Source organism: Pseudomonas sp. 50_B, from assembly GCF_017491625.1.
GTDB lineage: Bacteria > Pseudomonadota > Gammaproteobacteria > Pseudomonadales > Pseudomonadaceae > Aquipseudomonas > Aquipseudomonas danubii.
The window spans coordinates 38,098-62,517 of the sequence record NZ_JAFGYX010000003.1; the positions used below are offsets into that span (position 1 = coordinate 38,098).

At 62.6% G+C, this 24,420-nt stretch carries 22 protein-coding genes; 13 read left to right on the forward strand and 9 right to left on the reverse strand.

Translation table 11 applies throughout. The features are described from left to right. Positions 1–141 precede the first annotated feature (141 nt). The 5 genes from J5M73_RS05620 (at position 142) to J5M73_RS05640 (ending at position 5,606) form a co-directional block, all read left to right on the forward strand. Entirely contained in the window at positions 142–1,191 is a 1,050-nt protein-coding gene (locus J5M73_RS05620; protein ID WP_102865214.1) for a YCF48-related protein, read from the forward strand. A gap of 32 nt (positions 1,192–1,223) precedes the next feature. Further along, positions 1,224–3,599, forward strand: coding sequence for an RND family transporter (locus tag J5M73_RS05625; protein WP_102865213.1), 2,376 nt, complete (start codon positions 1,224–1,226; stop codon positions 3,597–3,599). Between the two features lie 216 nt (positions 3,600–3,815). Then, positions 3,816–4,109, forward strand: a complete 294-nt coding sequence (locus J5M73_RS05630) for a DUF5629 family protein (RefSeq protein WP_102865212.1) — start codon at positions 3,816–3,818, stop codon at positions 4,107–4,109. Next, positions 4,096–5,271 carry a lactonase family protein gene (locus J5M73_RS05635; protein ID WP_102865211.1) on the forward strand — a complete coding sequence of 392 codons (1,176 nt, stop codon included), beginning with the start codon at positions 4,096–4,098 and terminating at the stop codon, positions 5,269–5,271. The genes J5M73_RS05630 and J5M73_RS05635 overlap by 14 nt, the downstream gene beginning before the upstream one ends. Positions 5,272–5,426: 155 nt before the next feature. Continuing rightward, positions 5,427–5,606, forward strand: coding sequence for a hypothetical protein (locus tag J5M73_RS05640; protein WP_102865210.1), 180 nt, complete (start codon positions 5,427–5,429; stop codon positions 5,604–5,606). A gap of 178 nt (positions 5,607–5,784) precedes the next feature. Here J5M73_RS05640 and J5M73_RS05645 read toward each other — a convergent pair whose 3' ends face one another. The 3 genes from J5M73_RS05645 to J5M73_RS05655 are packed head-to-tail and all read right to left on the reverse strand — an operon-like array spanning position 5,785 to position 8,246. Next, the gene (locus tag J5M73_RS05645; RefSeq protein WP_080963096.1) at positions 5,785–6,264 is read right to left on the reverse strand and encodes a YbaK/prolyl-tRNA synthetase associated domain-containing protein; all 480 of its coding nucleotides are present in this window, start codon (positions 6,262–6,264) and stop codon (positions 5,785–5,787) included. A gap of 16 nt (positions 6,265–6,280) precedes the next feature. After that, positions 6,281–7,039, reverse strand: a complete 759-nt coding sequence (locus J5M73_RS05650; protein ID WP_102865209.1) for a TSUP family transporter — start codon at positions 7,037–7,039, stop codon at positions 6,281–6,283. Positions 7,040–7,043: 4 nt separating this feature from the next. Further along, on the reverse strand, positions 7,044–8,246 hold the full coding sequence (locus J5M73_RS05655; RefSeq protein ID WP_243433679.1) for a TauD/TfdA family dioxygenase: 1,203 nt from the start codon (positions 8,244–8,246) through the stop codon (positions 7,044–7,046). On the opposite strand from J5M73_RS05655, the gene J5M73_RS05660 reads away from it, so the two are divergent. Then, positions 8,240–9,190 (forward strand): LysR family transcriptional regulator, encoded by a 951-nt coding sequence (locus tag J5M73_RS05660; protein ID WP_102865207.1) that lies wholly within the window; start codon positions 8,240–8,242, stop codon positions 9,188–9,190. The two genes, J5M73_RS05655 and J5M73_RS05660, sit on opposite strands and share 7 nt — an antisense overlap. 58 nt (positions 9,191–9,248) lie before the next feature. Next, complete coding sequence (locus tag J5M73_RS32050) at positions 9,249–9,374, forward strand: hypothetical protein (protein WP_016965043.1); 126 nt, start codon at positions 9,249–9,251, stop codon at positions 9,372–9,374. A gap of 72 nt (positions 9,375–9,446) precedes the next feature. On the opposite strand, the gene J5M73_RS05665 is transcribed toward J5M73_RS32050, so the two are convergent. Next, positions 9,447–12,545, reverse strand: coding sequence for an efflux RND transporter permease subunit (locus tag J5M73_RS05665; RefSeq protein WP_207815080.1), 3,099 nt, complete (start codon positions 12,543–12,545; stop codon positions 9,447–9,449). A 10-nt stretch (positions 12,546–12,555) separates the two neighbouring features. Beyond that, positions 12,556–13,710, reverse strand: a complete 1,155-nt coding sequence (locus J5M73_RS05670; RefSeq protein WP_102865205.1) for an efflux RND transporter periplasmic adaptor subunit — start codon at positions 13,708–13,710, stop codon at positions 12,556–12,558. A 202-nt stretch (positions 13,711–13,912) separates the two neighbouring features. Between J5M73_RS05670 and J5M73_RS05675 the strand changes: the two genes are divergently transcribed. The 4 genes from J5M73_RS05675 to nudC all read left to right on the forward strand — a co-directional run bounded on the left by J5M73_RS05675 (position 13,913) and on the right by nudC (position 17,846). Beyond that, complete coding sequence (locus J5M73_RS05675; protein WP_102865204.1) at positions 13,913–14,614, forward strand: response regulator transcription factor; 702 nt, start codon at positions 13,913–13,915, stop codon at positions 14,612–14,614. 4 nt (positions 14,615–14,618) lie between these two features. Further along, on the forward strand, positions 14,619–15,923 hold the full coding sequence (locus J5M73_RS05680) for an ATP-binding protein (RefSeq protein WP_102865203.1): 1,305 nt from the start codon (positions 14,619–14,621) through the stop codon (positions 15,921–15,923). Between the two features lie 273 nt (positions 15,924–16,196). Continuing rightward, positions 16,197–17,009, forward strand: a complete 813-nt coding sequence (locus J5M73_RS05685; protein ID WP_102865202.1) for a crotonase/enoyl-CoA hydratase family protein — start codon at positions 16,197–16,199, stop codon at positions 17,007–17,009. A gap of 6 nt (positions 17,010–17,015) precedes the next feature. Then, on the forward strand, positions 17,016–17,846 hold the full coding sequence (gene nudC / locus J5M73_RS05690) for an NAD(+) diphosphatase (protein ID WP_102865201.1): 831 nt from the start codon (positions 17,016–17,018) through the stop codon (positions 17,844–17,846). On the opposite strand, the gene J5M73_RS05695 is transcribed toward nudC, so the two are convergent. Next, the gene (locus tag J5M73_RS05695) at positions 17,814–18,593 is read right to left on the reverse strand and encodes a TSUP family transporter (protein WP_011061548.1); all 780 of its coding nucleotides are present in this window, start codon (positions 18,591–18,593) and stop codon (positions 17,814–17,816) included. The two genes, nudC and J5M73_RS05695, sit on opposite strands and share 33 nt — an antisense overlap. A 321-nt stretch (positions 18,594–18,914) precedes the next feature. Further along, positions 18,915–20,150 (reverse strand): acyl-CoA dehydrogenase family protein, encoded by a 1,236-nt coding sequence (locus tag J5M73_RS05700; protein WP_102865200.1) that lies wholly within the window; start codon positions 20,148–20,150, stop codon positions 18,915–18,917. A 376-nt stretch (positions 20,151–20,526) separates the two neighbouring features. Between J5M73_RS05700 and sfnG the strand changes: the two genes are divergently transcribed. After that, positions 20,527–21,621: a dimethylsulfone monooxygenase SfnG gene (gene sfnG, locus J5M73_RS05705; protein WP_102865199.1), complete on the forward strand. Its 1,095-nt coding sequence runs from the start codon at positions 20,527–20,529 to the stop codon at positions 21,619–21,621. 96 nt (positions 21,622–21,717) lie between these two features. On the opposite strand, the gene J5M73_RS05710 is transcribed toward sfnG, so the two are convergent. Together J5M73_RS05710 and J5M73_RS05715 are read right to left on the reverse strand one after the other, a co-directional pair. After that, complete coding sequence (locus tag J5M73_RS05710; RefSeq protein WP_016965720.1) at positions 21,718–22,197, reverse strand: nuclear transport factor 2 family protein; 480 nt, start codon at positions 22,195–22,197, stop codon at positions 21,718–21,720. 58 nt (positions 22,198–22,255) lie between these two features. Next, complete coding sequence (locus tag J5M73_RS05715) at positions 22,256–22,819, reverse strand: TetR/AcrR family transcriptional regulator (protein ID WP_102865197.1); 564 nt, start codon at positions 22,817–22,819, stop codon at positions 22,256–22,258. A gap of 235 nt (positions 22,820–23,054) precedes the next feature. On the opposite strand from J5M73_RS05715, the gene pssA reads away from it, so the two are divergent. Further along, complete coding sequence (gene pssA, locus J5M73_RS05720; RefSeq protein ID WP_102865196.1) at positions 23,055–24,398, forward strand: CDP-diacylglycerol--serine O-phosphatidyltransferase; 1,344 nt, start codon at positions 23,055–23,057, stop codon at positions 24,396–24,398. Positions 24,399–24,420: the final 22 nt, after the last annotated feature.

The window sequence follows — 24,420 nt, forward strand, 5'->3', positions numbered from 1 at the left end:
GCCCGATAGGATAGCCCGCAGCTGAAGGGGCTCTAGAGTGCAGGTTTCAGGACGATCTTCACGGTCGGTCCAGGCATCGAAAACCCCTGAAGGCGCCCTGAGAGGTCAAATGACCTGACAATAATAATGGGGGAATGGTCTATGAGTGAGCCTGTCATGGGTGTAGTTGTTGGCCGCCCGCCGGCGCTGCGCACGTTCGCATTGCTGGCTACAGCGCTCTCGCTGTTGGGTGTCGTGACGCTGTCGACACCGGTCCTGGCCGCTGCCACCGCAGCGGATACTGTCTATTCCATCGAATCGCCCAAGGCGGCGAAAAGCCTGATGCTCGATGTGGTCCACGCCGGCAAGCGCCTGGTGGCCGTGGGCGATCGCGGGCACATTCTCTATTCCGACGATCAGGGAGCGTCCTGGGTGCAGGCCAAGGTGCCCACCCGGCAACTGCTGACCGCGGTGTATTTTGTCGATGACCAGCACGGCTGGGCGGTGGGCCACGATGCCCAGGTCCTGGCCAGCACCGATGGCGGTGTCACCTGGAGTCGGCAGTTCCAGGACCTCAAGCGTGAAGCGCCCTTGCTCGATGTCTGGTTCAAGGACACCCGCAACGGCTACGCCGTCGGTGCCTATGGCGCTTTGCTGGAAACCACCGACGGTGGCCAGCACTGGGAAGACGTCAGCGATCGCCTGGACAACGAAGACCAGTTCCACCTCAACGCCATTGCCCAGGTCAAGGATTCCGGACTGTTTATCGTCGGCGAGCAGGGCAGCTTGTTCCGCTCCGCCGATGACGGGCAGACCTGGGAACGCCTCGAAGGTCCCTATGAAGGTTCGCTGTTCGGCGTGATCGCTACCGGCCAGCCGGCGACCCTGCTGGTGTTCGGCCTGCGGGGCAATCTCTATCGTTCCACGGATTTCGGCAACACCTGGGAGCAGGTGGAGTTGAACGCTGCCCGTGGCGCCCTGGAGTTCGGCCTGTCGGGTGCTACCTTGCTGGACGATGGCTCGCTGGTGATCGTCGGCAACGGCGGCAGCGTGATCCGCAGTACCGACCACGGCCAGACCTTCAGCGTATTCAACCGTGCGGACCGCCTCTCGCTGTCGGCGGTGACCGCTGCCGGCAATGGCAAGCTGATCCTGGCTGGGCAGGGCGGGGTGCGGATCTCTGCGGCAACCGGCGCTGACGTCGGCAAATAAGCCGGGCACATAATAAGAAGGTGGGGAATTCCATGAGCAGTCATCACCAGGACAAGGCGAACTTTCTCGAACGCCTGATTTTCAACAACCGCCCGGCAGTGATCTTCATTTGCCTCTTGGTCAGCGCTTTTCTGTTCTGGCAGGCGACCCTGATTCGGCCTTCCACCAGTTTCGAAAAGATGATCCCGCTCAAGCACCCGTTCATCGAGCGGATGATGGAGCACCGCAACGACCTGGCCAACCTGGGCAACACCGTGCGTATCTCGGTGGCAGCCCGCGACGGCGACATCTTCACCCAGGAGTACATGGAGACCCTGCGGCAGATCAACGACGAGGTGTTCTACATCTCTGGCGTCGACCGCTCCGGGCTCAAGTCGCTGTGGAGCCCCAGCGTGCGCTGGACCGAGGTGACCGAAGAGGGTTTCGCCGGTGGCGAGGTGATTCCCCAGAGCTATAACGGCTCGCCCGAAAGCCTCGACCAGTTGCGCAACAACGTCCTCAAGTCCGGCCAGGTCGGGCGCCTGGTGGCCAACGATTTCAAATCCAGCATCGTCGACATCCCGTTGCTGGAGTCCTACCCGGACCCTCAGGACCAGGGCAAGCTGCTGGCCCTGGACTACCAGAAGTTCTCCCATCAGCTGGAAGAAAAGATCCGCGACAAGTTCGAAGCGCAGAACCCCAATGTGAAGATCCACATTGTCGGCTTCGCCAAGAAGGTCGGCGACCTGATCGATGGCCTGATCATGGTGGTGATGTTCTTCGGCGTGGCCTTCATCATCACCCTGGTGCTGCTGTACTGGTTCACTTGGTGCATCCGCAGCACCATCGCGGTGCTGATCACTACTCTGGTGGCGGTGGTCTGGCAGTTGGGGCTGATGCATGCCTTCGGCTTTGGCCTGGACCCGTACTCGATGCTGGTGCCGTTCCTGATCTTCGCCATCGGCATCTCCCACGGGGTGCAGAAGATCAACGGTATCGCCCTGCAGTCCAGTGACGCCGACAACGCCCTGACCGCGGCGCGGCGGACCTTCCGCCAACTGTTCCTGCCGGGGATGATCGCCATTCTCGCCGACGCCGTGGGCTTCATCACCTTGCTGATCATCGATATCGGGGTGATCCGCGAGCTGGCCATCGGTGCCTCCATCGGTGTGGCGGTGATCGTGTTCACCAACCTGATCCTGCTGCCAGTGGCGATTTCCTACGTCGGCATCAGCAAGCGCGCCATCGAACGCAGCAAGAAGGATGCCTCCCGCGAGCATCCGTTCTGGCGCCTGCTGTCGAATTTTGCCAGCCCCAAAGTGGCGCCGATCTCCATTGGCCTGGCCCTGCTGGCCTTTGGCGGCGGCCTCTGGTACAGCCAGAACCTGAAGATCGGCGACCTCGACCAGGGCGCGCCGGAGCTGCGTCCCGACTCGCGCTACAACAAGGACAACAACTTCATCATCAGCAACTACTCCACCAGCTCCGACGTGCTGGTGGTGATGGTCAAGACCGCGGCCGAAGGCTGTTCGCGCTATGAAGCCATGGCCCCCATCGATGAGTTGATGTGGAAGATGCAGAACACCGAGGGCGTGCAGTCGGCGATCTCCCTGGTGACCGTGTCCAAGCAGATGATCAAGGGCATGAACGAGGGCAACCTGAAATGGGAAACCCTGTCGCGCAACCCCGATGTGCTCAACAACTCCATTGCCCGGGCCGACGGCCTGTACAACAACAACTGCTCCCTGGCGCCGGTGCTGGTGTTCCTCAATGACCACAAGGCCGCGACCCTGGACCGCGCGGTGCATGCGGTGCAGGAATTCGCCGCGCAGCACAACAAGGATGGCCTGGAGTTCATCCTCGCCGCTGGCAACGCCGGGATCGAGGCGGCCACCAACGAGGTGATCAAGGAATCCGAGCTGACCATCCTGATCCTGGTGTACATCTGTGTGGCCGGCATGTGCATGATCACCTTCCGCTCCTGGGCGGCGACCCTGTGCATCGTCCTGCCGCTGGTGCTGACCTCGGTGCTGGGCAACGCGTTGATGGCCTTCATGGGCATCGGCGTCAAGGTCGCGACCTTGCCGGTGGTGGCGCTGGGTGTGGGCATCGGGGTCGACTACGGCATCTATATCTACAGCCGTCTGGAAAGCTTCCTGCGTGCCGGACTGCCGTTGCAGGAGGCCTACTACCAGACCCTGCGTTCCACCGGCAAGGCGGTGCTGTTCACCGGCCTGTGCCTGGCCATCGGCGTGTGCACCTGGATCTTCTCGGCGATCAAGTTCCAGGCCGACATGGGCCTGATGCTGACCTTCATGCTGCTGTGGAACATGTTCGGTGCCCTGTGGCTGCTGCCGGCCCTGGCGCGGTTCCTGATCAAGCCGGAGAAGTTGGCGGGGCAGAAGGGCAACTCGCTGTTCGCTCACTGATCCAGGCGTTTTGAACACCAAGCCGCGCCCTCGGGTGCGGCTTTTTCATGCCTGCTTCCAGGGCATGAACAGGCTGGCGCCGCAGGGCATGGCCAGACCCCTTCGACAGTGGCCGCAGGCCACACCGGCGGCGAGTGATGACGGGGCGCAATACGGGCCCGATCCTTGGGCGCCGATCAGCTATGATTGCGCCTTTCCAATTGATGATTGATTGCTATGACCGCTGCTACCGACACCTTGCTCACCGCCCTTGAAGCCTGCGACATGCTGGAAATCGACGGCCTGCACGCCTTCGACTTCACCCTCGACGAGCAGCGCCTGCTGATCGAGTGCATGGATGGCCGTGCCGCCAAGCGCTGGAGCTTTACCCTGGCCCAGGTGCAGGCCGCGACTTTTGATCAGGCGCTGCAGAGCTGGACCCTGGTCGCTGATTCCGGCGAGCACCGCCTGGTGTGCATGAGCGCGTTCAGTGCCCGCGACGAAGAGGAGAGTGAGCATGAAGATGCGTAATTTCTGGCCGCTGTTGATGGCCGGCAGCGTTGGTGCCATGGCGGTCCAGGCCGCGCCGGCACAGACCCAGGAACTGCTGGTGGGTTCCTACACCCAAGGGCAGAGCCAGGGCCTGTATCGCCTGCGTTTCAACGAGGGGACCGGGCGGATCGATGCCAAGCCGTTGCAGGTGGTGAAGAGCTCCAACCCGTCCTGGCTGACCCTGTCCAAGGACCAGAAATTCGTCTTTGTGGTGAATGAAAACAGCCCGGGGCAGGTTGACCCCATCGGTCGTGTCAGCAGCTACAGCCTGGCGCCCAAGACCCATCAACTGAACCTGATCAACCAGGTGCAGAGCCAGGGCAACGAGCCCACTCACTCCAGCCTGAGCGCCGACGGCAACTACCTGTTCGTCAGCAACTATTCGGTGGACGTGGACCCGGGCGGCAGCCTGGCGGTGGTGCCGGTCAGCGCCGACGGCCATCTGTCGCCGGTGGTGCAGCTCACCAGCCATCCGGGCAGCCGGGTCGATCCCGAGCGCCAACAGTCGGCCCACGTGCATTCGTCGGTGTCGTCCCCGGACGGCCGGTTCGTGTTCGCCAACGACCTGGGGGCAGACAAGATCTTTGTCTACCGCTACGACCCCAAGGCCAATCCGGAACATCCGCTGACGCCCGCCGAACCGGCCTTTGTCCAGCTGCCCCCAGGCAGTGGTCCGCGCCACTTGCTGTTCAGTGCCGATGGCAAGCGTGCCTACCTGACCCTGGAGATGAGCGCCCAGGTGGCGGTCTTTGACTATCAGGACGGCAAGCTGACCCAGCGTCAGTTGCTGGATCTGGCGGCCAATGGCTCCAAGGAGAAAAAGGCCGCGGCGGCCCTGCATGCCTCCAAGGACGGCCAGTACCTGTATGTCAGTAACCGTGGCACGGCCAACCAGTTGCTGGTGTTCGCCATCGACCCGAGCAATGGCCAGCTCAAGGAGATCCAGCGACGTTCCGTGGAAGGCGATCACCCGCGGGAGTTCAGCCTCGATCCGAGCAATCGCTACGTGCTGATCGGCAACCAGAAAAGCAATGAAATCGTGGTGATCGAACGTGACGCCAAGACCGGTTTCCTCGGCAAGACGGTGCAGAAACTGCCCTTCGAAGCCCCCAGCGACATCAAGTTCCTGGTGCGTCAATAAGCCGCAGGCCCCGTGTTACGGGGCCTGACTGCTTCTATCAATCACGCTGATAATAGCTACTGCCGCAAAGCATTTTTTCCCGCCAACCCTCGGGAGTAAGTTTGCTCTACAGCCCACACGGGCAAGCAAGCCAACTGAATCCGAGGGTTATACCGATGAATTTCAATCTCTTCTCCGTGATCGCAGCCTCCGCCATTTCCGCCAGCGTGGCCCTGCCAGCCAGCGCCAACGTGGAAATCAGCCGCAAGACATCCTCCACCAACACCTACACCCAGAAGTACCTGCAACAAAGCGCCAACTTCTACGCCGCCCTGGATCACAAGAGCCACGGCTGATCGGCTAGCGTTACGCCTGCGCTGGCTAGCCACCTGGCATGTCCAGCGCGATATCTAGGTAGTCCCGTAGCCACTGAGTTCCCCACACGATTTGCGCCCAAGCCGGCATGGCTTGCCGACCTTGCGATCGACAAGGTCTGCTGCATGTCATAGGGGAGGGCGCAAGGGGAAGGTTTGCTCAGGCCTGGCTGATGTCCAGCAATCGAGGCATGGCAATCGCCAGATAATCCTGCGTATCAAGCACCATCGACGCATCCAGCCGCCCCGCGTTGAAGGCTATTTCTGCATAGCCTGTGGTCAAGGCCGGATCGACGATCAATTGAATCCGCTCATCGAAAACAAAAGGAGGGATGGCGCCGATCCGGCACCCGGTCAGCTCCATGGCGGTTTCGGCCTTCACCAGCTCGGCTTTTTTCCCGCCCAGGGCCGCTCCGACTTTCTTCATGTCCAGCTTCTGGTCGCCCGGCAGTATCACCAGGGCATAGGGTCCGGGCTGCCCCTTGAGGGAGCAAAGCATGGCCTTCGCGCCTTGACCGGGCTCGGTGCCACGGATTTCGGCGACGCGCGCCGACTGGCCCTCGGCATCGTGCATCAACACCCGGTAGGAGGCTGAGCGGGCATCGAGTAGTGCCACGAGGCGATCGAACATCGGATGCATGTAGTTTTCCTCTGGTTTACAGGAGCATGTCGTAGGACAGTTTGCTGATCAGAATCACCAGCAACACTAGGAATAGCGCGCGGACAAAGGGCACGCCCTTATGAACGGCCAGCCAGGTGCCAGTGAGCGCGCCCAGGATGTTGAATGCCGCCATGGGGATGGCGATCAGGTAGAGCACGTTACCCGTTGGGATGAAGAACATGAGTGCCGCTACGTTGGTCGCGATGTTCACCAGCTTGGCCGATGCCGAGGCATGCAGAAAGTCGAAGGCGAAGCAGCGGATAAACAGGAAGATCAGGAAGCTGCCAGTGCCGGGACCGAACAGGCCATCATAGAAACCGATGGCGCCGCCGATGACGATCGCCAGCAGTTTTTCCTTGGTACCGATGCGCATGGGTTTGTGCAGGGCGCCGAAATCTTTCTTCCAGAAGGTGTAGATCGCCATCAGTACAATCAACACCAGCACCGCCGGCCGGATCATCGACTGAGGTACGAACGACACCGTGGCGGCTCCGAAGAAGGCCATGACAAAGGCCGCGCAGGCGGCGGGGATCACAAGCCCCCAGTTGATCACCACCTTGCGCACGAAGGATCGGGCCGCGAAGGCAGTGCCGCAGGCGGCCGCGACCTTGTTGGTACCCAGCAGCGCCGCCGGTTGAGCGGTGGGAAGCACGTTGAATAGCGCGGGAATCTGGATCAGTCCGCCACCGCCCACCGCCGCATCGATCAGGCCGGCGGCGAAGGCGAACACGCAAAGGATGACAATATCGACCATGAAATCAGGCTCTGCCTATGTAGGGTTGATGAGGGGCCAGCGGCACTACGCGTGCCGGATCATTGACCCCGAAGACCCGCAACATCCAGCGATCACGGCCGTCGTAACGGGGGGTAAAACCATCTCGGGCATGCAGGGTTTGCTGGTTCTTGAAGATCAGCATGTCCCCTGGTTGCAGCAGTATGTGGTGCACGACATCGGGATGATTGGCGGCGGCAGCGAACAGTTGGAGGGCAAACTGCGCATTGGCGCAGGTCGCTTCGACACTCGCTTTGTTGTAGCGGCAATACAGGCCATCGGTTGCGCTTCTGTACAGCAAGGGGACGTTTTCCAGCACATTCCCCTGTTTGCCGAAGGAGGCCGGTCGGCGAACAGTGAAGTTCGGTCGTAACAATTCCTCTTCGACACAGGCCGGCAGAATGGCCAGCACCTCGTCAATGGCGACGATGCGCGTCGGCACATCGAGCTCGCAGCGCAGGCCGGTCAGGGACAGGTACTCCGGACAGGCCGACAACTGCGAGACGGGTTCGCAGGTCAAAGGCAGGTGAGGGTTGTCGACGTGCATGCCCAGGTCAGCGCGCGAGCCATAGGAACTCTTTTCGGTCTCTCGCTTGTGCTTGGGCGAAACGTGACGGAACACGGTGTCGTCGCTTTCACCCTCGTAGGCCACTGGGCGGGTTTGCAGGGTTTGCAGCACGGACAAGATAGCCCCAGCCAGCGTCGATACGTTCTCGATACCCGGCTCCAGGTCATAGGGCGTGGCCGGCAGTTGCGGGTCCAGCGGCAGCCCCCTGACGATCATCGCCACGTCACGGGCCTGTGGAAAATTGCGTAGCTGCTGGATTTTCTCCGGGCACAGGGCACTTTCCAGCAGCCGCCCCAGGGCCGGCATGTGGCGGATACCCGAGGCGCTATCGGTCACGTCCAGCGCTGCCAGACCGGCCTGAAGTGTGCGTTGTTCTTCGAGCGACAGATGAATTTGCGGTATCTCCCGTCGGATCGAAGTCACTGATTTTCCTGCCAGCCATTCATGAGTGACTTCATCAACACAAGCTGCGGCTTTACCGATTACTTCATCCAGCTTTGACACGTCCTTGCGCTCCTGTTTGCCCCATCCTTGTGGGTTGAGCGGGAAGGTTAACGGAAGGGCCTTTTTTTGTGTTGCAATGCCGCGTTGTGAAAAATGCAATGAGGTGGACAGTGGCATTGAATATGTTGGGGGAACTTGAAGCCTTCGCGACCGTGGCTCGCAAGCGCAGCTTCGTCGCCGCGGCACGGACGCTGGGGCGCTCCCCCAGCGCGCTGACCCGTGCCGTTCAAGCCCTGGAGGAAAGTGTGGGGCTCAAGTTGTTCAATCGCTCGTCCAATGCCGTGAGCTTGACCGAAGCGGGTGAATGCCTGTTGCCCCACGCGTACAAAATGCTCGACCTGCAACGTGAGGTGGATGAAGACCTGTCCGGTCTCAGCGGCCTGGCCTCCGGCTGGATCCGTTTTTCCGCCCCCGAGTTTCTCGGACAAGGGGTATTGCCCCGGCTGATCGCGCAATACTGCGAGCGTTATCCAGACGTTAATATCGATGTGATTTTCACCGATGAGATCATCGATCCGGCCAAGAGCAAGCTGGACTTCTCGATTCGCGGCGCGTTTCCACAATCCAGCGACCTGATCGGCTTTGCGCTCTGGAGTTACTCACGTTATCTGTACGCCAGCCCCGGCTACCTGGAGCGCAACGGCATGCCCGAGTCCATCGAGGCACTGGAGGCGCATTCGCTGATCCTGCATACGGCGCCACGGATTCTCAAGGAGTGGAATTTTCGCAGTGAGGAGCAGGCCATCAGCTTTCGGGTTCATCCCAAATTTCGTTTCAGCTCCGGCCTGGCGGTATTCCAGGCAGCCCTGGCGGGCGTCGGGATCGCCCGCTTGGCGGATTGGATGGCGGAGCCCGAAGTGGCAGCGGGGCGCCTGATCCGGGTTTGTCCTGAGTACAAACTCACCTCCAGCAGCGGTGAGAGCCCACAGATGCACGCGGTGTACCCGGCCGGAAATTTGCCGCTGCGGGTGAAGGCATTGCTGGAGATGATCCGCGACTTAGGTGAAAGCCTCGAATGTAAACGCGGCTCAGCACAAATTATGCTTGGCAGTGGCACATAGCCATGTGTTTAAATTTGACGCTGAATTATTGACTCTTTCCCGAGCAAGGATCGAAAGCATGCTGACGCGTCTGGCTGTGGTTCTGCTGTTGCTCTATTCCACCCCCATCCTGTCTTCTGCCCAGCCTGTGGAAGGCGAGCCAGAGACCTCTCGCGAGCGTTTGACCAGCCTGTTGCAGGACTGACGTTCGAGGTTGGATTGAGCGTGGCAATCAAGCAAGGAACGGGTCCCGGAATCGGGACCCGTTTGTCTGGGTTCAGTCCTTGGACGAACCGCGTTTTACCAGTTTCATGACCACCACGAAGAACACCGGGACGAAGATCACCGCCAGGGTCGCGGTGATCATGCCGCCGATCACCCCGGTGCCGATGGCCTGCTGGCTGGCGGAACTGGCGCCGGTGGCAATGGCCAGGGGCACCACGCCGAGGATGAAGGCCAGGGAGGTCATGACGATCGGCCGCAGACGCAGGCGTGCTGCCTGCACTGTGGCGTCGATCAGGTCGTGGCCTTCGTCGTACAGGCTCTTGGCGAACTCGATGATCAGGATCGCGTTCTTCGCCGACAGGCCAATGATGGTGATCAGGCCGACCTTGAAGAACACGTCGTTGGGCATCCCGCGCAAGCTCACCGCCAGCACCGCCCCCAGCACCCCCAGGGGCACCACCAGCAGCACCGAGGTCGGAATCGACCAGCTCTCGTAGAGCGCCGCCAGGCACAGGAACACGATCAGCAGCGACAGGCCCAGCAACAGCGGCGCCTGACTGCCCGAGAGGCGTTCCTGCAGCGACAGACCGGTCCACTCCAGGCCCAGGCCGGCGGGCAACTGGCTCACCAGTCGCTCGACTTCCTGCATGGCTTCACCGGTGCTGTGGCCCGGAGCCGGTTCGCCGGAAATGGCAATCGCCGGGTAGCCGTTGTAGCGGGTCAGCTGGGCCGGCCCCAGGGTCCAGGTGGCGCGGACGAAAGCAGACAGCGGCACCATCTTGCCGGCGCTGTTGCGCACGTTCATCCGCAGCAGGTCCTCGACCTGGCTGCGTTGATCGCCTTCGGCCTGGACCACCACCCGCTGCATGCGCCCCTGGTTGGGGAAGTCGTTGATATAGGCCGAGCCCAGGGCCGTGGACAGCAGGTTGCCGATATCGGCGAAGGACACGCCCAGGGCGTTGGCCTGCTTGCGGTCGACTTCCAGTTGCACCTGGGGCGCTTCGGCCAGGGCGCTTTCGCGGACGTTGGCCAGGATCGGGCTCTTTTCCGTGGCAGCCAGCAGCTCGGTCCGGGCCTGCATCAGCGCGGCGTGGCCGACGCCGCCACGGTCCTGCAGACGGAATTCGAAGCCACTGGAGGTGCCCAGGCCGTCGATCGGCGGCGGCAGCACGGCGTACACCACGGCGTCCTTGATCGCACTCAGGGCGCCGTTGGCGCGGTCGGCAATGGCCATGGCCGAGTCGTCGCTGCCCCGTTGCGACCAGTCCTTGAGGGTGGTGAAGGCCAGGGCCGCGTTCTGTCCGCTACCGGAGAAGCTGAAGCCGAGGATGATGGTGCTGTCGCCCACCCCCGGTTCGCCGGTGTTATGCGCCTCGATCTGTTCCACCACCTTGATCGTGCGGTTCTGGCTGGCCCCGGGCGGCAGCTGGATGTCGGTGATGGTGTAGCCCTGGTCTTCCACCGGGAGGAACGAGGAGGGCAGGCGGCTGAACAGCAGCGCCATGATCGCCAGCAGCGCGACGTAGATCAGCAGGTAGCGGCCGGTGCGCTTGAGGGCGTAGCTCACGCCGCCCTCGTAGCGGTTGCTCAGGCGTTCGAAGCGTCGGTTGAACCAGCCGAAGAAGCCCTTGCGCTCATGGTGCTCGCCGGCGGCGATGGGCTTGAGCAGGGTGGCGCACAGGGCCGGGGTCAGGGTCAGGGCAAGGAAGGCCGAGAACAGGATCGAGGTGGCCATGGACAGGGAGAACTGCTGGTAGATCACCCCCACCGAACCCGGCATGAAGGCCATCGGAATGAACACCGCCACCAGCACCAGGGTGATGCCGATGATGGCCCCGGTGATCTGCTTCATGGCCTTGCGCGTGGCTTCCTTGGGCGACAGGCCCTCGGTGGCCATGATCCGCTCGACGTTCTCCACCACCACGATGGCATCGTCCACCAGGATACCGATGGCCAGCACCATGCCGAACATGGTCAGCACGTTGATGGAGAACCCCAGGGCCAGCATGGTGGCGAAGGTGCCCATCAGCGCCACCGGCACCACCAGGGTCGGGATCAGGGTGTAGCGGATGTTCTGCAGGAACAGGAACATCACCAGGAACACCAGGGCCATGGCTTCCATCAGGGTGTAGATCACTTTGGTGATCGAGACCTTGACGAAGGGCGAGGTGTCATAGGGGATCTTGTATTCCACCCCGGTGGGGAAGTAGCGCGACAGTTCATCCATCTTGGCGCGGATCAGGGTCGCGGTATTCAGCGCGTTGGCCCCGGGGGACAGCTGCACGCCAACAGCGGTGGAGGGCTTGCCGTTCAGGCGTGTGCCGAACTGGTATTCCTGGCTGCCGACTTCCACCCGCGCGACATCGCCGATGCGCACCGTAGAGCCGTCGGGATTGGCCCGCAGGACAATGTCGGCGAACTCTTCGGGGGTGGTCAACTGGCCCTTGACCAGAATGGTCGCGGTGATTTCCTGGCTGGAGGGGTTGGGCAGGTCGCCGATGCTGCCGGCCGGCACCTGGGCGTTCTGCGCCGCGACCGCAGCATTGACGTCCGCCGGGGTCAGGTTGAAACCGATCAGCTTCTGCGGGTCGACCCAGATGCGCATGGCCCGTTCGGCGCCGTACAGCTGGGCCTTGCCAACCCCGTCCACGCGACGGATCTCGTTCATCACGTTGCGCGCCAGGTAGTCGCTGAGGGCCACATCGTTGAGGCGCCCGTCATTGGAGGTCAGGGTGATCAGCAACAGGAAGCCGGCGGAGACTTTCTCCACCTGCAGGCCTTGCTGGGTCACGGCCTGGGGCAGGCGCGGTTCCACCGCCTTGAGGCGGTTCTGCACATCGACCTGGGCCAGCTCCGGATTGGTGCCGGGCTGGAAGGTGGCGGTGATGGTGGCGCTGCCCAGGCTGCTCTGGGAGGAGAAGTACAGCAGGTGATCGGCGCCATTGAGCTCCTGCTCGATCAGGCTGACCACCGATTCGTCCAGGGTCTGTGCCGAGGCGCCGGGATAGACCGCGTAGATCTCGATCTGCGGCGGCGCCACGTTGGGGTACTGGGCCACCGGCAGTTGGGGAATCGCCAGGGCGCCACCCAACAGGATGAAGAAGGCGACCACCCAGGCGAATACCGGGCGGTCAATAAAGAATTGCGGCATGTCGTACTACCTACTGGCCAGGATTCTGAGCGAGCGGAAGGGGCGTGTCGTCGATCTGCACCAGCTCGCCGGGACGGGCGTGCTGCAAGCCTTCGACGATGATGCGGTCACCGGGCTTGAGCCCTTCAGTGACGATCCAGCGGTCTTTCTGTACCCCGCCCAGTTGCACCGGGTGTTGCACCACACGGTTCTCGGCATTCACCAGCAACACTTGGGCGACGCCGGCGCTGTCACGCTGGATGGCCCGTTGCGGCACGCTGATGCCCTGCTGGTTGACGGCCTGCTCCAGGCGCACGCGCACGAAGCTGCCGGGCAAGAGATCGAGGTCCGGGTTGGGGAACTCGCTACGCAGGATGATCTGCCCGGTGCTCGGGTCGACGCTGATGTCGGCGAACAGCAGTTTGCCCGGCAACGGATAGAGGCTGCCGTCGTCCTGGATCAGGGTGGCCTTGGCCTGGTCCTTGCCCACCTGTTGCAAGTGCCCGGCCCGCAAGGCCCGGCGCAGATCATTGAGCTCACGGGTGGATTGGGTCAGGTCGGCGTGGATCGGGTCCAGTTGCTGGATCAGCGCCAGAGGCGTGGTTTCGTTCTGGCCCACCAGGGCGCCTTCGGTCACCAGGGCGCGGCCGACGCGACCGGAAATCGGCGCGGTAACGGTGGCGAAGTCCAGATTGAGCCTGGCACGTTTGACTGCGGCCTGATTGGCCGCGACTTCGGCATCGGCCTGGCGCCGGGTCGCCCGGGCGTTGTCGTATTCCTGGCCGCTGATGGCCTGGTCGGCGATCAGCTTGGCAAAGCGCTGTTCCTGCAGGCGCGCCTGGAAGGCGCTGGCCTCGGCCTTGCGCAGGTTGGCCCGGGCGCTGTCCAGGTCGGCCTGGAAGGGCGCCGGGTCAATGCGAAACAGCACGTCACCCTGCTTGACGTCGGAACCCTCGCGGAAGGTCCGTTGCAGCACCACCCCGGCCACTCGGGCACGGACTTCGGCGATCCGCGGTGCGGCAATGCGCCCGCTCAGTTCGCTGGTGATGGACAGGGCCTGGCTCTGGATCGTCTCGATCCGCACCGTGGCGGTCGGTGGTGTCTGTTCGCCTTCGGTTTGGCCGCAGGCGCTCAGCGCCCCTGCCAGAACCAACAGGCAGAGTGGCGCGAAGAGTTTATTCGACATGCTGATACCCCAATAATGACCTCGGCATGCTAAGGGCATGGGTCAAGGCCCGCTGTGAAGCTGTGTAGGTGCTGTGTGAAAAAGTGTGAAGCGGGCGCGCCCGGGCTGCCGCTGTTGTATATCCTTGGCGCCTCGCTGGTTGTAGCCGGTGCTCTATAAGAAACGCCGGTACTCTGTATTTCTTCAATAAAGACCTCAGCTCATGCCCAATATTCTTCTCGTCGAAGACGACTCCGCCCTCTCGGAACTGATCGCCAGTTATCTGGAGCGCAATGGCTATCAAGTCAGTGTGATCAGTCGTGGCGATCAGGTGCGGGAGCGGGCCAAGACCAATCCGCCGGACCTGGTGATCCTCGACCTGATGTTGCCGGGGCTGGACGGTTTGCAGGTCTGCCGTTTGTTGCGCGCCGACTCGGCGACTTTGCCGATCCTGATGCTGACCGCGCGCGATGATAGCCATGATCAGGTCCTGGGTCTGGAAATGGGCGCCGACGACTATGTGACAAAACCTTGCGAACCGCGAGTGCTGTTGGCACGGGTGCGTACCTTGTTGCGCCGCAGCAGCCTGAGTGAGCCCCAGACCGCCAGCGACCAGATCCTCATGGGCAACCTGTGCATCGACCTCTCCGAGCGCACCGTGACCTGGCGCGAGCAGTTGGTGGAACTGTCCAGCGGTGAGTACAACCTGCTGGTGGTGCTGGCCCGACATGCCGGTGAAGTGCTCAGTCGCGACCAGATCCTCCAGCGCCTGCGGGGCATCGAGTTCAACGGCACCGATCGCTCGGTGGACGTGGCCATCTCCAAGCTGCGACGCAAGTTCGACGACCATGCCGGCGAGGCGCGCAAGATCAAGACCGTCTGGGGCAAGGGCTATCTGTTCAGCCGTTCCGAGTGGGAATGCTGAGTCCATGCTGCGCATCCTGATCCGGCTGTACCTGATCACCATCGTCGCCTTCAGCGCAGCGATCTACCTGATTCCCGACCTGGTGATCAAGGTCTTCCACGAGCGTTTCCTGGACTACAACCTGGATCAGTCCCGGGGGCTGCAGAGCTTGATCGTCAAGCAGTTTCGCGCCCTGCCTGCGTCCCAGTGGCCGACCCTGGCCGAGGAAATGGACGAAGAGTTCCACCCGCTGCAGGTGGCTCTGGTGCGCATCGACGATCCGGACTTCAGCCTTTACGAGCGTGAGCGCCTGGAACGCGGCGAGAAGGTCGTGCGCCTGGGAGACTGGGGCTGGCGCACACTGGCAGTGTCGCCGCTGGATGACCAGCTGGCGGTGAAGCTGGTGGTGCCGCCGGACCCTCTGGACGTCAACCTGCTGTACTGGAGCATCAACGTGCTGATCGTCGCGGTGCTGCTGGCCTGCCTGCTGCTTTGGGTCAGGCCCCACTGGCGCGATCTGGAACGCTTGAAGCGCACCGCCGAGCGCTTCGGCAAGGGCCACTTGAGTGAACGCACGCAACTGCCCGGCAGCTCCAACATCGGCAGCCTGGCCCATGTCTTCGACACCATGGCCGGGGACATCGAGCAACTCCTGAACCAGCAGCGGGACTTGCTCAATGCGGTGTCCCACGAGTTGCGCACGCCTTTGACCCGACTGGATTTCGGCCTGGCCCTGGTGCTCTCCGACGATCTGCCCGCCGCCAGCCGCGAGCGTCTGCAAGGGCTGGTGGCGCATATTCGTGAACTGGATGAACTGGTGCTGGAGCTGCTGTCCTACAGCCGCCTGCAGAATCCGGCCTGCCTGCCGGAGCAGGTCGAGGTGTCGCTGGACGAGTTCATCGACAGCATCCTCGGCAGCGTCGACGATGAACTGGAATCGGACATCGTCATCGATGTCCTGCTGCACGGCACCCTGGAGCGTTTCACCCTGGACCCGCGGCTGACTGCCCGGGCCCTGCAGAACCTGCTGCGCAATGCCACCCGTTACTGTGAGAAACGCATTCAGGTGGGCGTGCTGGTCAGCGACGAGGGGTGTGAAATCTGGGTCGACGACGACGGCATCGGCATTCCTGACGACGAGCGCGAGCGGGTATTCGAACCCTTCTACCGCCTGGACCGCAGCCGCGACCGCGCCACCGGCGGATTCGGCCTGGGCCTGGCCATCAGCCGCCGGGCCCTGGAAGCCCAGGACGGCACCCTGACCGTGGAAGCCTCGCCCCTGGGTGGCGCGCGTTTTCGCCTGAGCCTGCCGCCCCCGACCACCCGCTGAACGGCGCCCATGGCCTTTTAGCCGCTGCCGAACCTGCGCGGCTGCGAACGCCGACGCAGTCGGCGCAAAGCTGCAACAACGCGGCGTCTGCTCCAGCGTGCCCTCAGGGCCCGTTCGCAGCCTGCGGCAGCGGCTACACAAACCGGCGTGCCTTCAAGGACGCGCGCCAGCCTGCGGCCAGTCCCGTTTTTGGCCAATGCGCTGCCTTACAGGGCGGCGCCGCCACTTGCTATAGTTCGGCCCTCATTTTTCGCCCAGTAAAGGATCACTGCCATGTCCGAATACCAAGCCTTTCGCGTTGAACTCGCTGACAACATCGCCCATGTGCAGATCAATCGGCCGGAAAAGATCAATGCCATGAACGCCGCGTTCTGGAGCGAGATCGTCGAGATCTTCCGCTGGATCGATGACACCGATGCGGTGCGGGTGGTGGTGCTCAGTGGCGCCGGCAAGCATTTTTCCTCAGGTATAGACCTGATGCTGCTGGCCGGCGTGGCCAACGAACTGGGCAAGGACGTGGGCCGCAACGCCCGTCTGCTAAGGCGCAAGATTCTCCAGTTGCAATCCTCCTTCACCGCCGTGGACAACTGCCGCAAGCCAGTGCTGGCGGCCATCCAGGGCTATTGCCTGGGGGGCGCCATCGACCTGATCAGCGCCTGCGACATGCGCTATGCCGCTGACGATGCCCAGTTCTCCATCAAGGAAATCGATATCGGCATGGCGGCGGATGTCGGCACATTGCAACGTTTGCCACGTATCATCGGCGACGGCATGCTGCGCGAGCTGGCCTACACTGGGCGCACCTTCGGTGCCGAGGAAGCGCGCAGCATCGGCCTGGTCAACCGCACCTACAGCGATGCCGCCAGCCTGCTGGACGGGGTCATGGAGATTGCCCGGGAGATTGCCGCCAAATCGCCGATCGCGGTCAGCGGCACCAAGGAAATGCTCAGCTACATGCGTGACCACCGGATCGATGACGGCCTGGAATATGTCGCCACCTGGAACGCCGCCATGTTGCAGTCCAACGACTTGCGTGTGGCCATTGCCGCCCACATGAGCAAACAGAAACCCGAATTTCTGGATTGATTGACGATGATTGCACGCTGGACCACCGCAGTACTCGACACCGACCTTCCTGGCGGCTGGGCCGTGGCCCGCGGCCCGGAAGGCTTTCTCCATGACGACAACGGCGCGCTGTTTCCGCGGCACTGGCTCAAGGGCCAGGACCTGCCGCTGCTGGCGGAACACGGCATCGGCCACCTCGATGGCGAGCCGGTGTACCTGCTGGAACTCAGTGGCCGCGCCGAGGTGCCGGGCTGTCGCTGGAAAAGCCTGCGAGCCTTCATGCTGGAGGGCGATCACACCCTGTACAAGGTCCTGGGCTACGCCGCACAGATCGGCACCTGGGCCCGGGAACATCGCTTTTGCGGCAGTTGCGGCCGGGCCACGCGGCAAGTGCCGGGGGAGCGGGCAATGTATTGCGAGCCCTGCGATCTGCGGGCCTATCCGCGCATTTCACCGAGCATGATCGTGCTGATCACCCGGGGCGACGAGATTCTTCTGGCCCGTTCTCCGCGTTTCGTTACGGGTGTCTACAGCACCCTGGCCGGCTTTGCCGAGCCCGGTGAGTCGGCGGAGGATTGCCTGATCCGCGAGGTGCGCGAAGAGGTGAGTATCGAGGTCAGGAACATCCAGTACGTGGGCAGTCAGTGCTGGCCGTTCCCGCATTCGATGATGCTGGGCTTCCATGCCGAATACGCCGCTGGCGAGATCATCCCCCAGGAAGACGAGATCGAGGATGCCCAGTGGTTCAACGTGCACGCGCTGCCGCCGTTGCCGGCCTCGCGCTCGATTGCCCGCTACCTGATCGACCTCTATGTGGCGCGCCGTCTAGGCCACGCTGAACCAGTGCTGCCAGGCTAGGCGCACGGTCAACCCCAGGACCACGGTGATGAACACCGGGCGAATGAACTTGGCACCACCGCTGATGGCGGTGCGTGCGCCGAAGAACGCCCCGACCATCACCGACAGGCCCATGCACAGGCCGATGATCCAGTCCACCTGCCCGGAGAACACGAACACCGACAGCGCTGCGATGTTGCTGACGAAGTTCATGCTGCGGGCCACGCCGCTGGCCTTGACCAGGTCGATGGGGTAGAGCAGCAGGCTGCTCACGGTCCAGAACGCCCCGGTGCCGGGCCCAGCCACGCCGTCATAGAAGCCCAGGCTGAAGCCCTGGCTCGATTGCCACTTCTTCTTGATGGGTGCGTCGCTGTCCAGCGGCGCCTTGGGCGTGCCGCCGAACAGCAGGTACAGGCCACAGGCGAAGACGATCACCGGCAGCATCTTGTTCAGCCACTCGGCCGGCAGGTAATGGGCGACGATGGCCCCGGTCAGCGCCCCCACCAAGGTACCAACAATAGCGTGGGTCCATTGCCGGGGGTGGAACAGCTTGCGGCGATAGAAGGTGAAGCTGGCGGTGGCGGAACCGAAGGTCGAACTGAGCTTGTTGGTACCCAGGACCAAGTGCGGCGGCAGCCCGGCCGTCAGCAGGGCCGGCGTGGTGAGCAGCCCGCCGCCGCCAGCGATGGCGTCGATGAAACCGGCGATGAACGCTACGAGGGCGAGAATGGCGAGGGTGGTCAGGTCTACGCTGAGTTCGAAGGGCATGGATTCGGCTTATTGTTCGGCGGGAAGCGCAAAAGGGGGCTGCGCGAAAGGTCGCCATCTTACCTGCAACCCTGCCCGCTGCGCGACCGCCTCGACCTTGGTCTGGTACCCCTATCCCAGGCGCCGGCTTGCCGGCGAGTGAGCCCTTGAGTCTTGCGCACGATCGGAGGGCGCCCTCACTGGCAAGCCAGCTCCTACGGACGGCGCAGGGCCCGGAAAGCGTAGGAGCCGGCTTGCCGGCGAATGAGCCCTTGAGCCTTGTGCACGACCGGAGGGCGCCTTCGCTGGCAAGCCAGCTCCTACGGACGGTGCAGGGAAGGGTCAGCGTTGCGGGCCGTTGCCGATCTGCCAGACAAAGGGCGGTTCGCTGCCGTTGATACGCCAGTCACCGACAATCCGTGCCTTGTAGATCACCGGGTTATGGGACGACACGGTCCGCGCATTGCGCCAATGCCGATCCAGGGCCTTGCCCTGGCGAATGTCCGAAGCCCCCAGGGCATTGAACAGTTCGCTGGTGGCGCGCTGGATCAGTTCGCTCACCACCACCTGGGCCGTGGCCGATTCGATTTCCGCGGCCACATTGGCTTCACGTTCCTTCACCTGATCCCCGGCAAAGCGCGCCAGGTACGCTCGTTGCGCCGGTGCCGCTGCCCGGACTGTCGCCGCCTCGGCGGCATACACCAGGGCTGCAATCTCGCCCACCACCTGCTGCACCTGGGCGTCGGCGCTGACCTGCGGTGCGTTGCCATGGCTGTAGATGCGCTTGCGCACCCGCACTTCGTGAGCCACATCGCGCAGTGCAGCGCGGCCGATCCCGGACAGGGTCGCCAGCAGCACCAGTTGATAGAAGGCGGTCTGGTATTTGAAACGGGTGGCGAAGTCGATGAGGTTCTCGGCCTCCACTTCGGCGTCGGTAAAGCGCGAGGTGCCACTGCCGGTGGTGCGCTGGCCGAAACCGTCCCAGTCATCGCTTTGCTGGATGCCGCTCTGGCGAGTCCTTACGGCGGCAATCACATCGGCGCCGGTATCGCTGCGCTGGGCGTAGACATCGATCCAGTCGGAGAAAATGCTGCCGGTGCTGTAGAACTTTTCGCCATTGAGGCGCCATTTGTCGCCGTCCGGCGTCACCTTGGTGATCACCTGGCCAATCTCCACCGCGCCGATTTCAGTCCAGGCGCAGCCGACGATATCGCCCTCGACAAAACGCTTGAACCACAGGTCCCGGGCCGGGCCAGGGGGCGCATTGAGGCGATCCTCGGCAAAGGCGAAGTGCCCGCGCAGGGCCTGGGGCACATTGGCATCGGCCTCGGCCAGCTCGATCAGCAGTTGAAACAGCTGGGGCAGGGAGGCGCCGCCGCCACCGTACTCCACCGGCACCCGTAGCGCGCCGAAGCCGGCCTCCTTGAGCCATTGGATAGGTTCATAAGGCAAGGTACGGCTGTGCTCGCGCTCCACGGCACCGGCGGCGATCTTCTGGAAGATTGGCCGGAAGCGCTCGGCCAGGGCTTCGTAGTCGACGCCTACGGACAGCGGATTGATTACCTGATGTTCGGTCATGGTGTGGCTCCTGGGGCAGGCAGTAAAAAACGGTAGGTGTCGAAGCTGATTGCACACAGCATGCCGGAATCCCCAGTGCCGGTTTGCCTGGGCGCGGGCGGGGACGAGCATCCGGCAACTGTTGACCGGGCAACAGTTGATCAACAAATCGGTTGATTGCGGGTTTTTTGGATGGCCTGTCGCAGCTGTTGCAAGTGGTACTTGCAGGGGCAACGAAGTCGCCCCTGCAACCCTGGCAAGCCGCTGCGGGCCTGGCCCTGCGCCGCGGGGCTGTGCCTTGCCCGGGCTCCGGAACAAGGCTTGCGCCGGCGCTGTCGGGCGCTGGCACGCTTGCTGCTCTGGTCCTTGCACCTTAATCAGTCCCGAGGACCGAATCATGAGTCAGCAAGCCGTCAAATTTGCTTATTGGGTGCCTAATGTCAGTGGCGGGCTGGTGGTGAGCAAGATCGAACAGCGCACCCACTGGGGCATCGACTACAACCGCAAGCTGGCGCAGATCGCCGAAGCGGCGGGCTTTGAATATGCCCTGACGCAGATCCGTTTCACCGCCGGCTACGGCGCCGAATATCAGCATGAGTCGGTGGCCTTCAGCCATGCGCTGTTGGCGGCAACCGACAAGCTCAAGGTGATCGCGGCGATCCTGCCCGGGCCCTGGCAACCGGCCCTGGCGGCCAAGCAACTGGCGACCATCGATCAACTGACCAACGGCCGCATCGCGGTAAACATTGTCAGCGGCTGGTTCAAGGGCGAGTTCCAGGCCATCGGCGAGCACTGGCTCGAACACGATGAGCGTTATCGCCGCTCCGAGGAGTTCATCCGTTCCCTGCGCGGGATCTGGAGCCAGGACCACTTCACCTTCAAGGGGGACTTCTATCGCTTCGACAATTACAGCCTCAAACCCAAGCCCCTGGGGCAACCGGAAATCTTCCAGGGCGGCAGTTCGCGGGCGGCCCGGGACATGGCCGCGAGGGTGTCGGACTGGTACTTCACCAATGGCAACAGCGTGGAGGGCATCAAGGCCCAGGTTGACGATATTCGTGCCAAGGCCGCCGCCAACCAGCATTCGGTGAAAGTCGGGGTGAATGCCTTTGTGATCGCCCGGGACACCGAGGAAGAAGCCCGGGCGGTGCTGGCGGAGATTATCGACAAGGCCGATCCGGAGGCGGTGAATGCCTTTGGCGATGCAGCCAAGCAGGCCGGCAAGGCCTCACCGGAGGGTGAGGGCAACTGGGCCAAGTCCAGCTTCGAGGACCTGGTGCAATACAACGACGGCTTCAAGACCAACCTGATCGGCACCCCGCAGCAGATTGCCCAGCGGATTGTCGCCTTGAAGGCGGTGGGGGTGGATCTGGTCCTGGCGGGCTTCCTGCATTTTCAGGAGGAAGTTGAGTATTTCGGCCAGCGCGTACTGCCGTTGGTGCGCGAGCTGGAAGCCCAGGCCCTGCTCAAGGAGCAAGAAGCCGCGGCGTGAAACCCGCGTTGCTTGCCGGCGAAGAAGTTCACCAGCCTGATGCAAGGCTGGAGACTTCTTCACTGGCAAGCCAGCTCCCAGGTGGTGTGGGAGGGGTTACAGGCCCAGGTCGCTGAGGCCTGGATGGTCATCCGGGCGCCGGCCCAGGGGCCAGTGGAATTTGCGCTCGGTTGCCTTGATCGGCATGTCGTTGACGCAGGCAAAACGCCGGGCCATCAGCCCTTGTTCGTCGAACTCCCAGTTCTCGTTGCCGTAGGAGCGGAACCAGTTGCCCGAGTCGTCATGCCATTCATAGGCGTAGCGCACGGCGATGCGGTTGTCGGTAAAGGCCCAGAGTTCCTTGATCAGGCGGTAATCCAGTTCCTTGGCCCATTTGCGGGCGAGGAAGGCCTTGGCCTCTTCGCGGTTGTGGGCAAACTCGGCGCGGTTGCGCCATTGGGTGTCCAGGGTATACGCCAGGGATACCCGTTCCGGGTCCCGGGAGTTCCAGCCATCTTCGGCCAGACGGATCTTTTCAATCGCCGACTCGCGAGTGAAAGGTGGAAGGGGCGGGCGCACTTGAGCGTTAGACGACATGACTTGTCTCCAATAAAAGTTGCTGTTCAAACAAAGCAGTTGCTCTTGTTTAAAACAATCAGAGGTCCAATAACTTTCGCGCCATGCATTGCGCATTATCAGCAGCACTGTGATCGCCCATGACAAGGGCAACGGTAATGGCGCCATCGATCAGGATCAGCAGTTGCGCTGCCAGTTCCTTGGGATGTTGCACGCCATGTTCCTGGCAAAGCTCGGTCACGTAATCGAGCAGTTTCTGTTTATGTTGTTTGGCCACCTGGCGCACCGGGTCCTGGGGATCGCCGGTCTCGCCGCTGGTGTTGATAAAGGCGCAGCCGCGGAAACCTTCGGACCCGAACCAGTCCCTGAGTACGCTGAACAGCGCCAGCAGCCGCTGTGCAGAGCCTTCGGCCTTGCCCACTTCAGTCCTGTACCAGTGCATCCAGCGCTGGTCACGACGTTCCAGGGCGGCCACCACCAGTTCGTCCTTGTTGCTGAAATAGCGATAGACGCTCTTTCTCGAGACCCCGGCGGTCTTCACCAACAGATCCATGCCAGTGGCGGCAATGCCGCTCTTGTAGATCAGCTTCTCGGTGACGTCGAGGATGATGTCGCGTGTTTCAGAGGGAGTGATTTCGTTCATGGGGCAAAGAGTAGAACGATCGTTCTCCTTGGTCAATCCTGTTGTTCAAACTTTTATATTCAGCGGTCTTTCTTACAGGTGCAGGCTTGCTGGCCAAGGTAATTTCCTGGGCTGTGCAAGACTCAAGATGCTTTGCGCCGGCAAGCCGGTTACTTCAGAACGGGCTGGCAGGGGACTCAGCCTGTTCCATGGTGTAAGCTCTTGCGCTCTTTGGATTTGAGCCACTGCGAGCCCTATGCCGTCGCTTTTCAAACGTTCCTTGCTGCCCAAACTGCGCAGCTTCCCCCTGGCTGCCGAAGCCTTCACCACTCTGACTGGCGCTGCGCAATTTCGTCGCACTCTGCTCGAGCAAATTGCCCAGGCCCGGCGGCGTATCTATATCGTCGCGCTGTACCTGCAGCAGGATGAGGCCGGTCAGGAAATCCTCGATGCCCTGCATGCCGCCAAGGCCGCGCGCCCGGAACTCGAGGTGCTTGTGGTGGTGGACTGGCTGCGGGCCCAGCGCGGCCTGATCGGCGCCGGCAAGCAGCCGGGCAACTCGGCCTGGTATCAGGAAATGACCCGTACCCACGCTACCGAAGTGCCGATCTACGGCGTGCCGGTGCAGACCCGGGAGCTGTTCGGGGTCCTGCACCTCAAGGGCTTCGTGATCGACGATTGCGTGCTCTACAGCGGCGCCAGCCTGAACAACGTGTACCTGCACAAGTTCGACAAGTACCGCTTCGACCGTTACCACCTGCTGCACAACCGCGCCCTGGCCGACTCCATGCACCATCTGGTGCAGCACGGGCTGGTGGCGTCGCGGGCGGTACATCGCCTGGACCTGCCGAACCTGCCGACCACTCGCAGTCTGCGTAACGACATCGGCGACCTGCGCAGTCGACTCAAGCACGCCACCTACGACACCACCGCTGGTGGCCTGGACAAGAGCGGGCTGTCGGTCAGTCCGTTGCTCGGTGTCGGCAAGGGCAACCCGCTGAACCGGATCATCTGCGAACTGATCGCCGGGGCCCGCCAGCAACTGACCATCTGCACCCCGTATTTCAACCTGCCCTTGGTGGTGACCCGGGAAATCAATCGGGCCCTGGAGCGCGGGGTAAAGATCGACATCATTGTCGGCGACAAGACCGCCAACGACTTCTACATCCCGCCTAGCGAGCCGTTCAAGGTCATCGCGGCCCTGCCTTACCTGTACGAGATCAGCCTGCGACGCTTTGCCAAGCGCCACCAGAAAGTCATCGACAGCGGCCTGCTCAACCTGCACCTGTGGCGTGACGGCGACAACACCTACCACCTCAAGGGCCTGTGGGTGGATGAGCGCTACACCTTGCTCACCGGTAACAACCTCAATCCCCGGGCCTTCCGCCTGGACCTGGAGAACGCCCTGTTGCTGGACGATCCCAAGGGCGAGTTGCTGGAGGCGCGTCGTGCCGAACAGGCCGAGATCTACCGCCATACCCGGCGCATCGAGCACTTCCAGTACCTGGACAGCCTGGTGGACTACCCCGAGGCGGTGGGCAAGTTCCTGCGTCGGGTCAGCCGGGTGCGCATCGAACGCCTGCTCTACCGCATGCTGTAGCCTGTCGCCGCTGCCGAGCCCG

Excerpts from the sequence above, each read along its gene's own strand:
- J5M73_RS05620 (WP_102865214.1), top strand. The coding sequence starts at position 142 with ATGAGTGAGCCTGTCATGGGTGTAGTTGTTGGCCGCCCGCCGGCGCTG.
- J5M73_RS05625 (WP_102865213.1), top strand. The coding sequence starts at position 1,224 with ATGAGCAGTCATCACCAGGACAAGGCGAACTTTCTCGAACGCCTGATT.
- J5M73_RS05630 (WP_102865212.1), top strand. The coding sequence starts at position 3,816 with ATGACCGCTGCTACCGACACCTTGCTCACCGCCCTTGAAGCCTGCGAC.
- J5M73_RS05635 (WP_102865211.1), top strand. The coding sequence starts at position 4,096 with ATGAAGATGCGTAATTTCTGGCCGCTGTTGATGGCCGGCAGCGTTGGT.
- J5M73_RS05640 (WP_102865210.1), top strand. The coding sequence starts at position 5,427 with ATGAATTTCAATCTCTTCTCCGTGATCGCAGCCTCCGCCATTTCCGCC.
- J5M73_RS05645 (WP_080963096.1), bottom strand. The coding sequence starts at position 6,264 with ATGCATCCGATGTTCGATCGCCTCGTGGCACTACTCGATGCCCGCTCA.
- J5M73_RS05650 (WP_102865209.1), bottom strand. The coding sequence starts at position 7,039 with ATGGTCGATATTGTCATCCTTTGCGTGTTCGCCTTCGCCGCCGGCCTG.
- J5M73_RS05655 (WP_243433679.1), bottom strand. The coding sequence starts at position 8,246 with ATGCCACTGTCCACCTCATTGCATTTTTCACAACGCGGCATTGCAACA.
- J5M73_RS32050 (WP_016965043.1), top strand. The coding sequence starts at position 9,249 with ATGCTGACGCGTCTGGCTGTGGTTCTGCTGTTGCTCTATTCCACCCCC.
- J5M73_RS05665 (WP_207815080.1), bottom strand. The coding sequence starts at position 12,545 with ATGCCGCAATTCTTTATTGACCGCCCGGTATTCGCCTGGGTGGTCGCC.
- J5M73_RS05670 (WP_102865205.1), bottom strand. The coding sequence starts at position 13,710 with ATGTCGAATAAACTCTTCGCGCCACTCTGCCTGTTGGTTCTGGCAGGG.
- J5M73_RS05675 (WP_102865204.1), top strand. The coding sequence starts at position 13,913 with ATGCCCAATATTCTTCTCGTCGAAGACGACTCCGCCCTCTCGGAACTG.
- J5M73_RS05680 (WP_102865203.1), top strand. The coding sequence starts at position 14,619 with ATGCTGCGCATCCTGATCCGGCTGTACCTGATCACCATCGTCGCCTTC.
- J5M73_RS05685 (WP_102865202.1), top strand. The coding sequence starts at position 16,197 with ATGTCCGAATACCAAGCCTTTCGCGTTGAACTCGCTGACAACATCGCC.
- nudC (WP_102865201.1), top strand. The coding sequence starts at position 17,016 with ATGATTGCACGCTGGACCACCGCAGTACTCGACACCGACCTTCCTGGC.
- J5M73_RS05695 (WP_011061548.1), bottom strand. The coding sequence starts at position 18,593 with ATGCCCTTCGAACTCAGCGTAGACCTGACCACCCTCGCCATTCTCGCC.
- J5M73_RS05700 (WP_102865200.1), bottom strand. The coding sequence starts at position 20,150 with ATGACCGAACATCAGGTAATCAATCCGCTGTCCGTAGGCGTCGACTAC.
- sfnG (WP_102865199.1), top strand. The coding sequence starts at position 20,527 with ATGAGTCAGCAAGCCGTCAAATTTGCTTATTGGGTGCCTAATGTCAGT.
- J5M73_RS05710 (WP_016965720.1), bottom strand. The coding sequence starts at position 22,197 with ATGTCGTCTAACGCTCAAGTGCGCCCGCCCCTTCCACCTTTCACTCGC.
- J5M73_RS05715 (WP_102865197.1), bottom strand. The coding sequence starts at position 22,819 with ATGAACGAAATCACTCCCTCTGAAACACGCGACATCATCCTCGACGTC.
- pssA (WP_102865196.1), top strand. The coding sequence starts at position 23,055 with ATGCCGTCGCTTTTCAAACGTTCCTTGCTGCCCAAACTGCGCAGCTTC.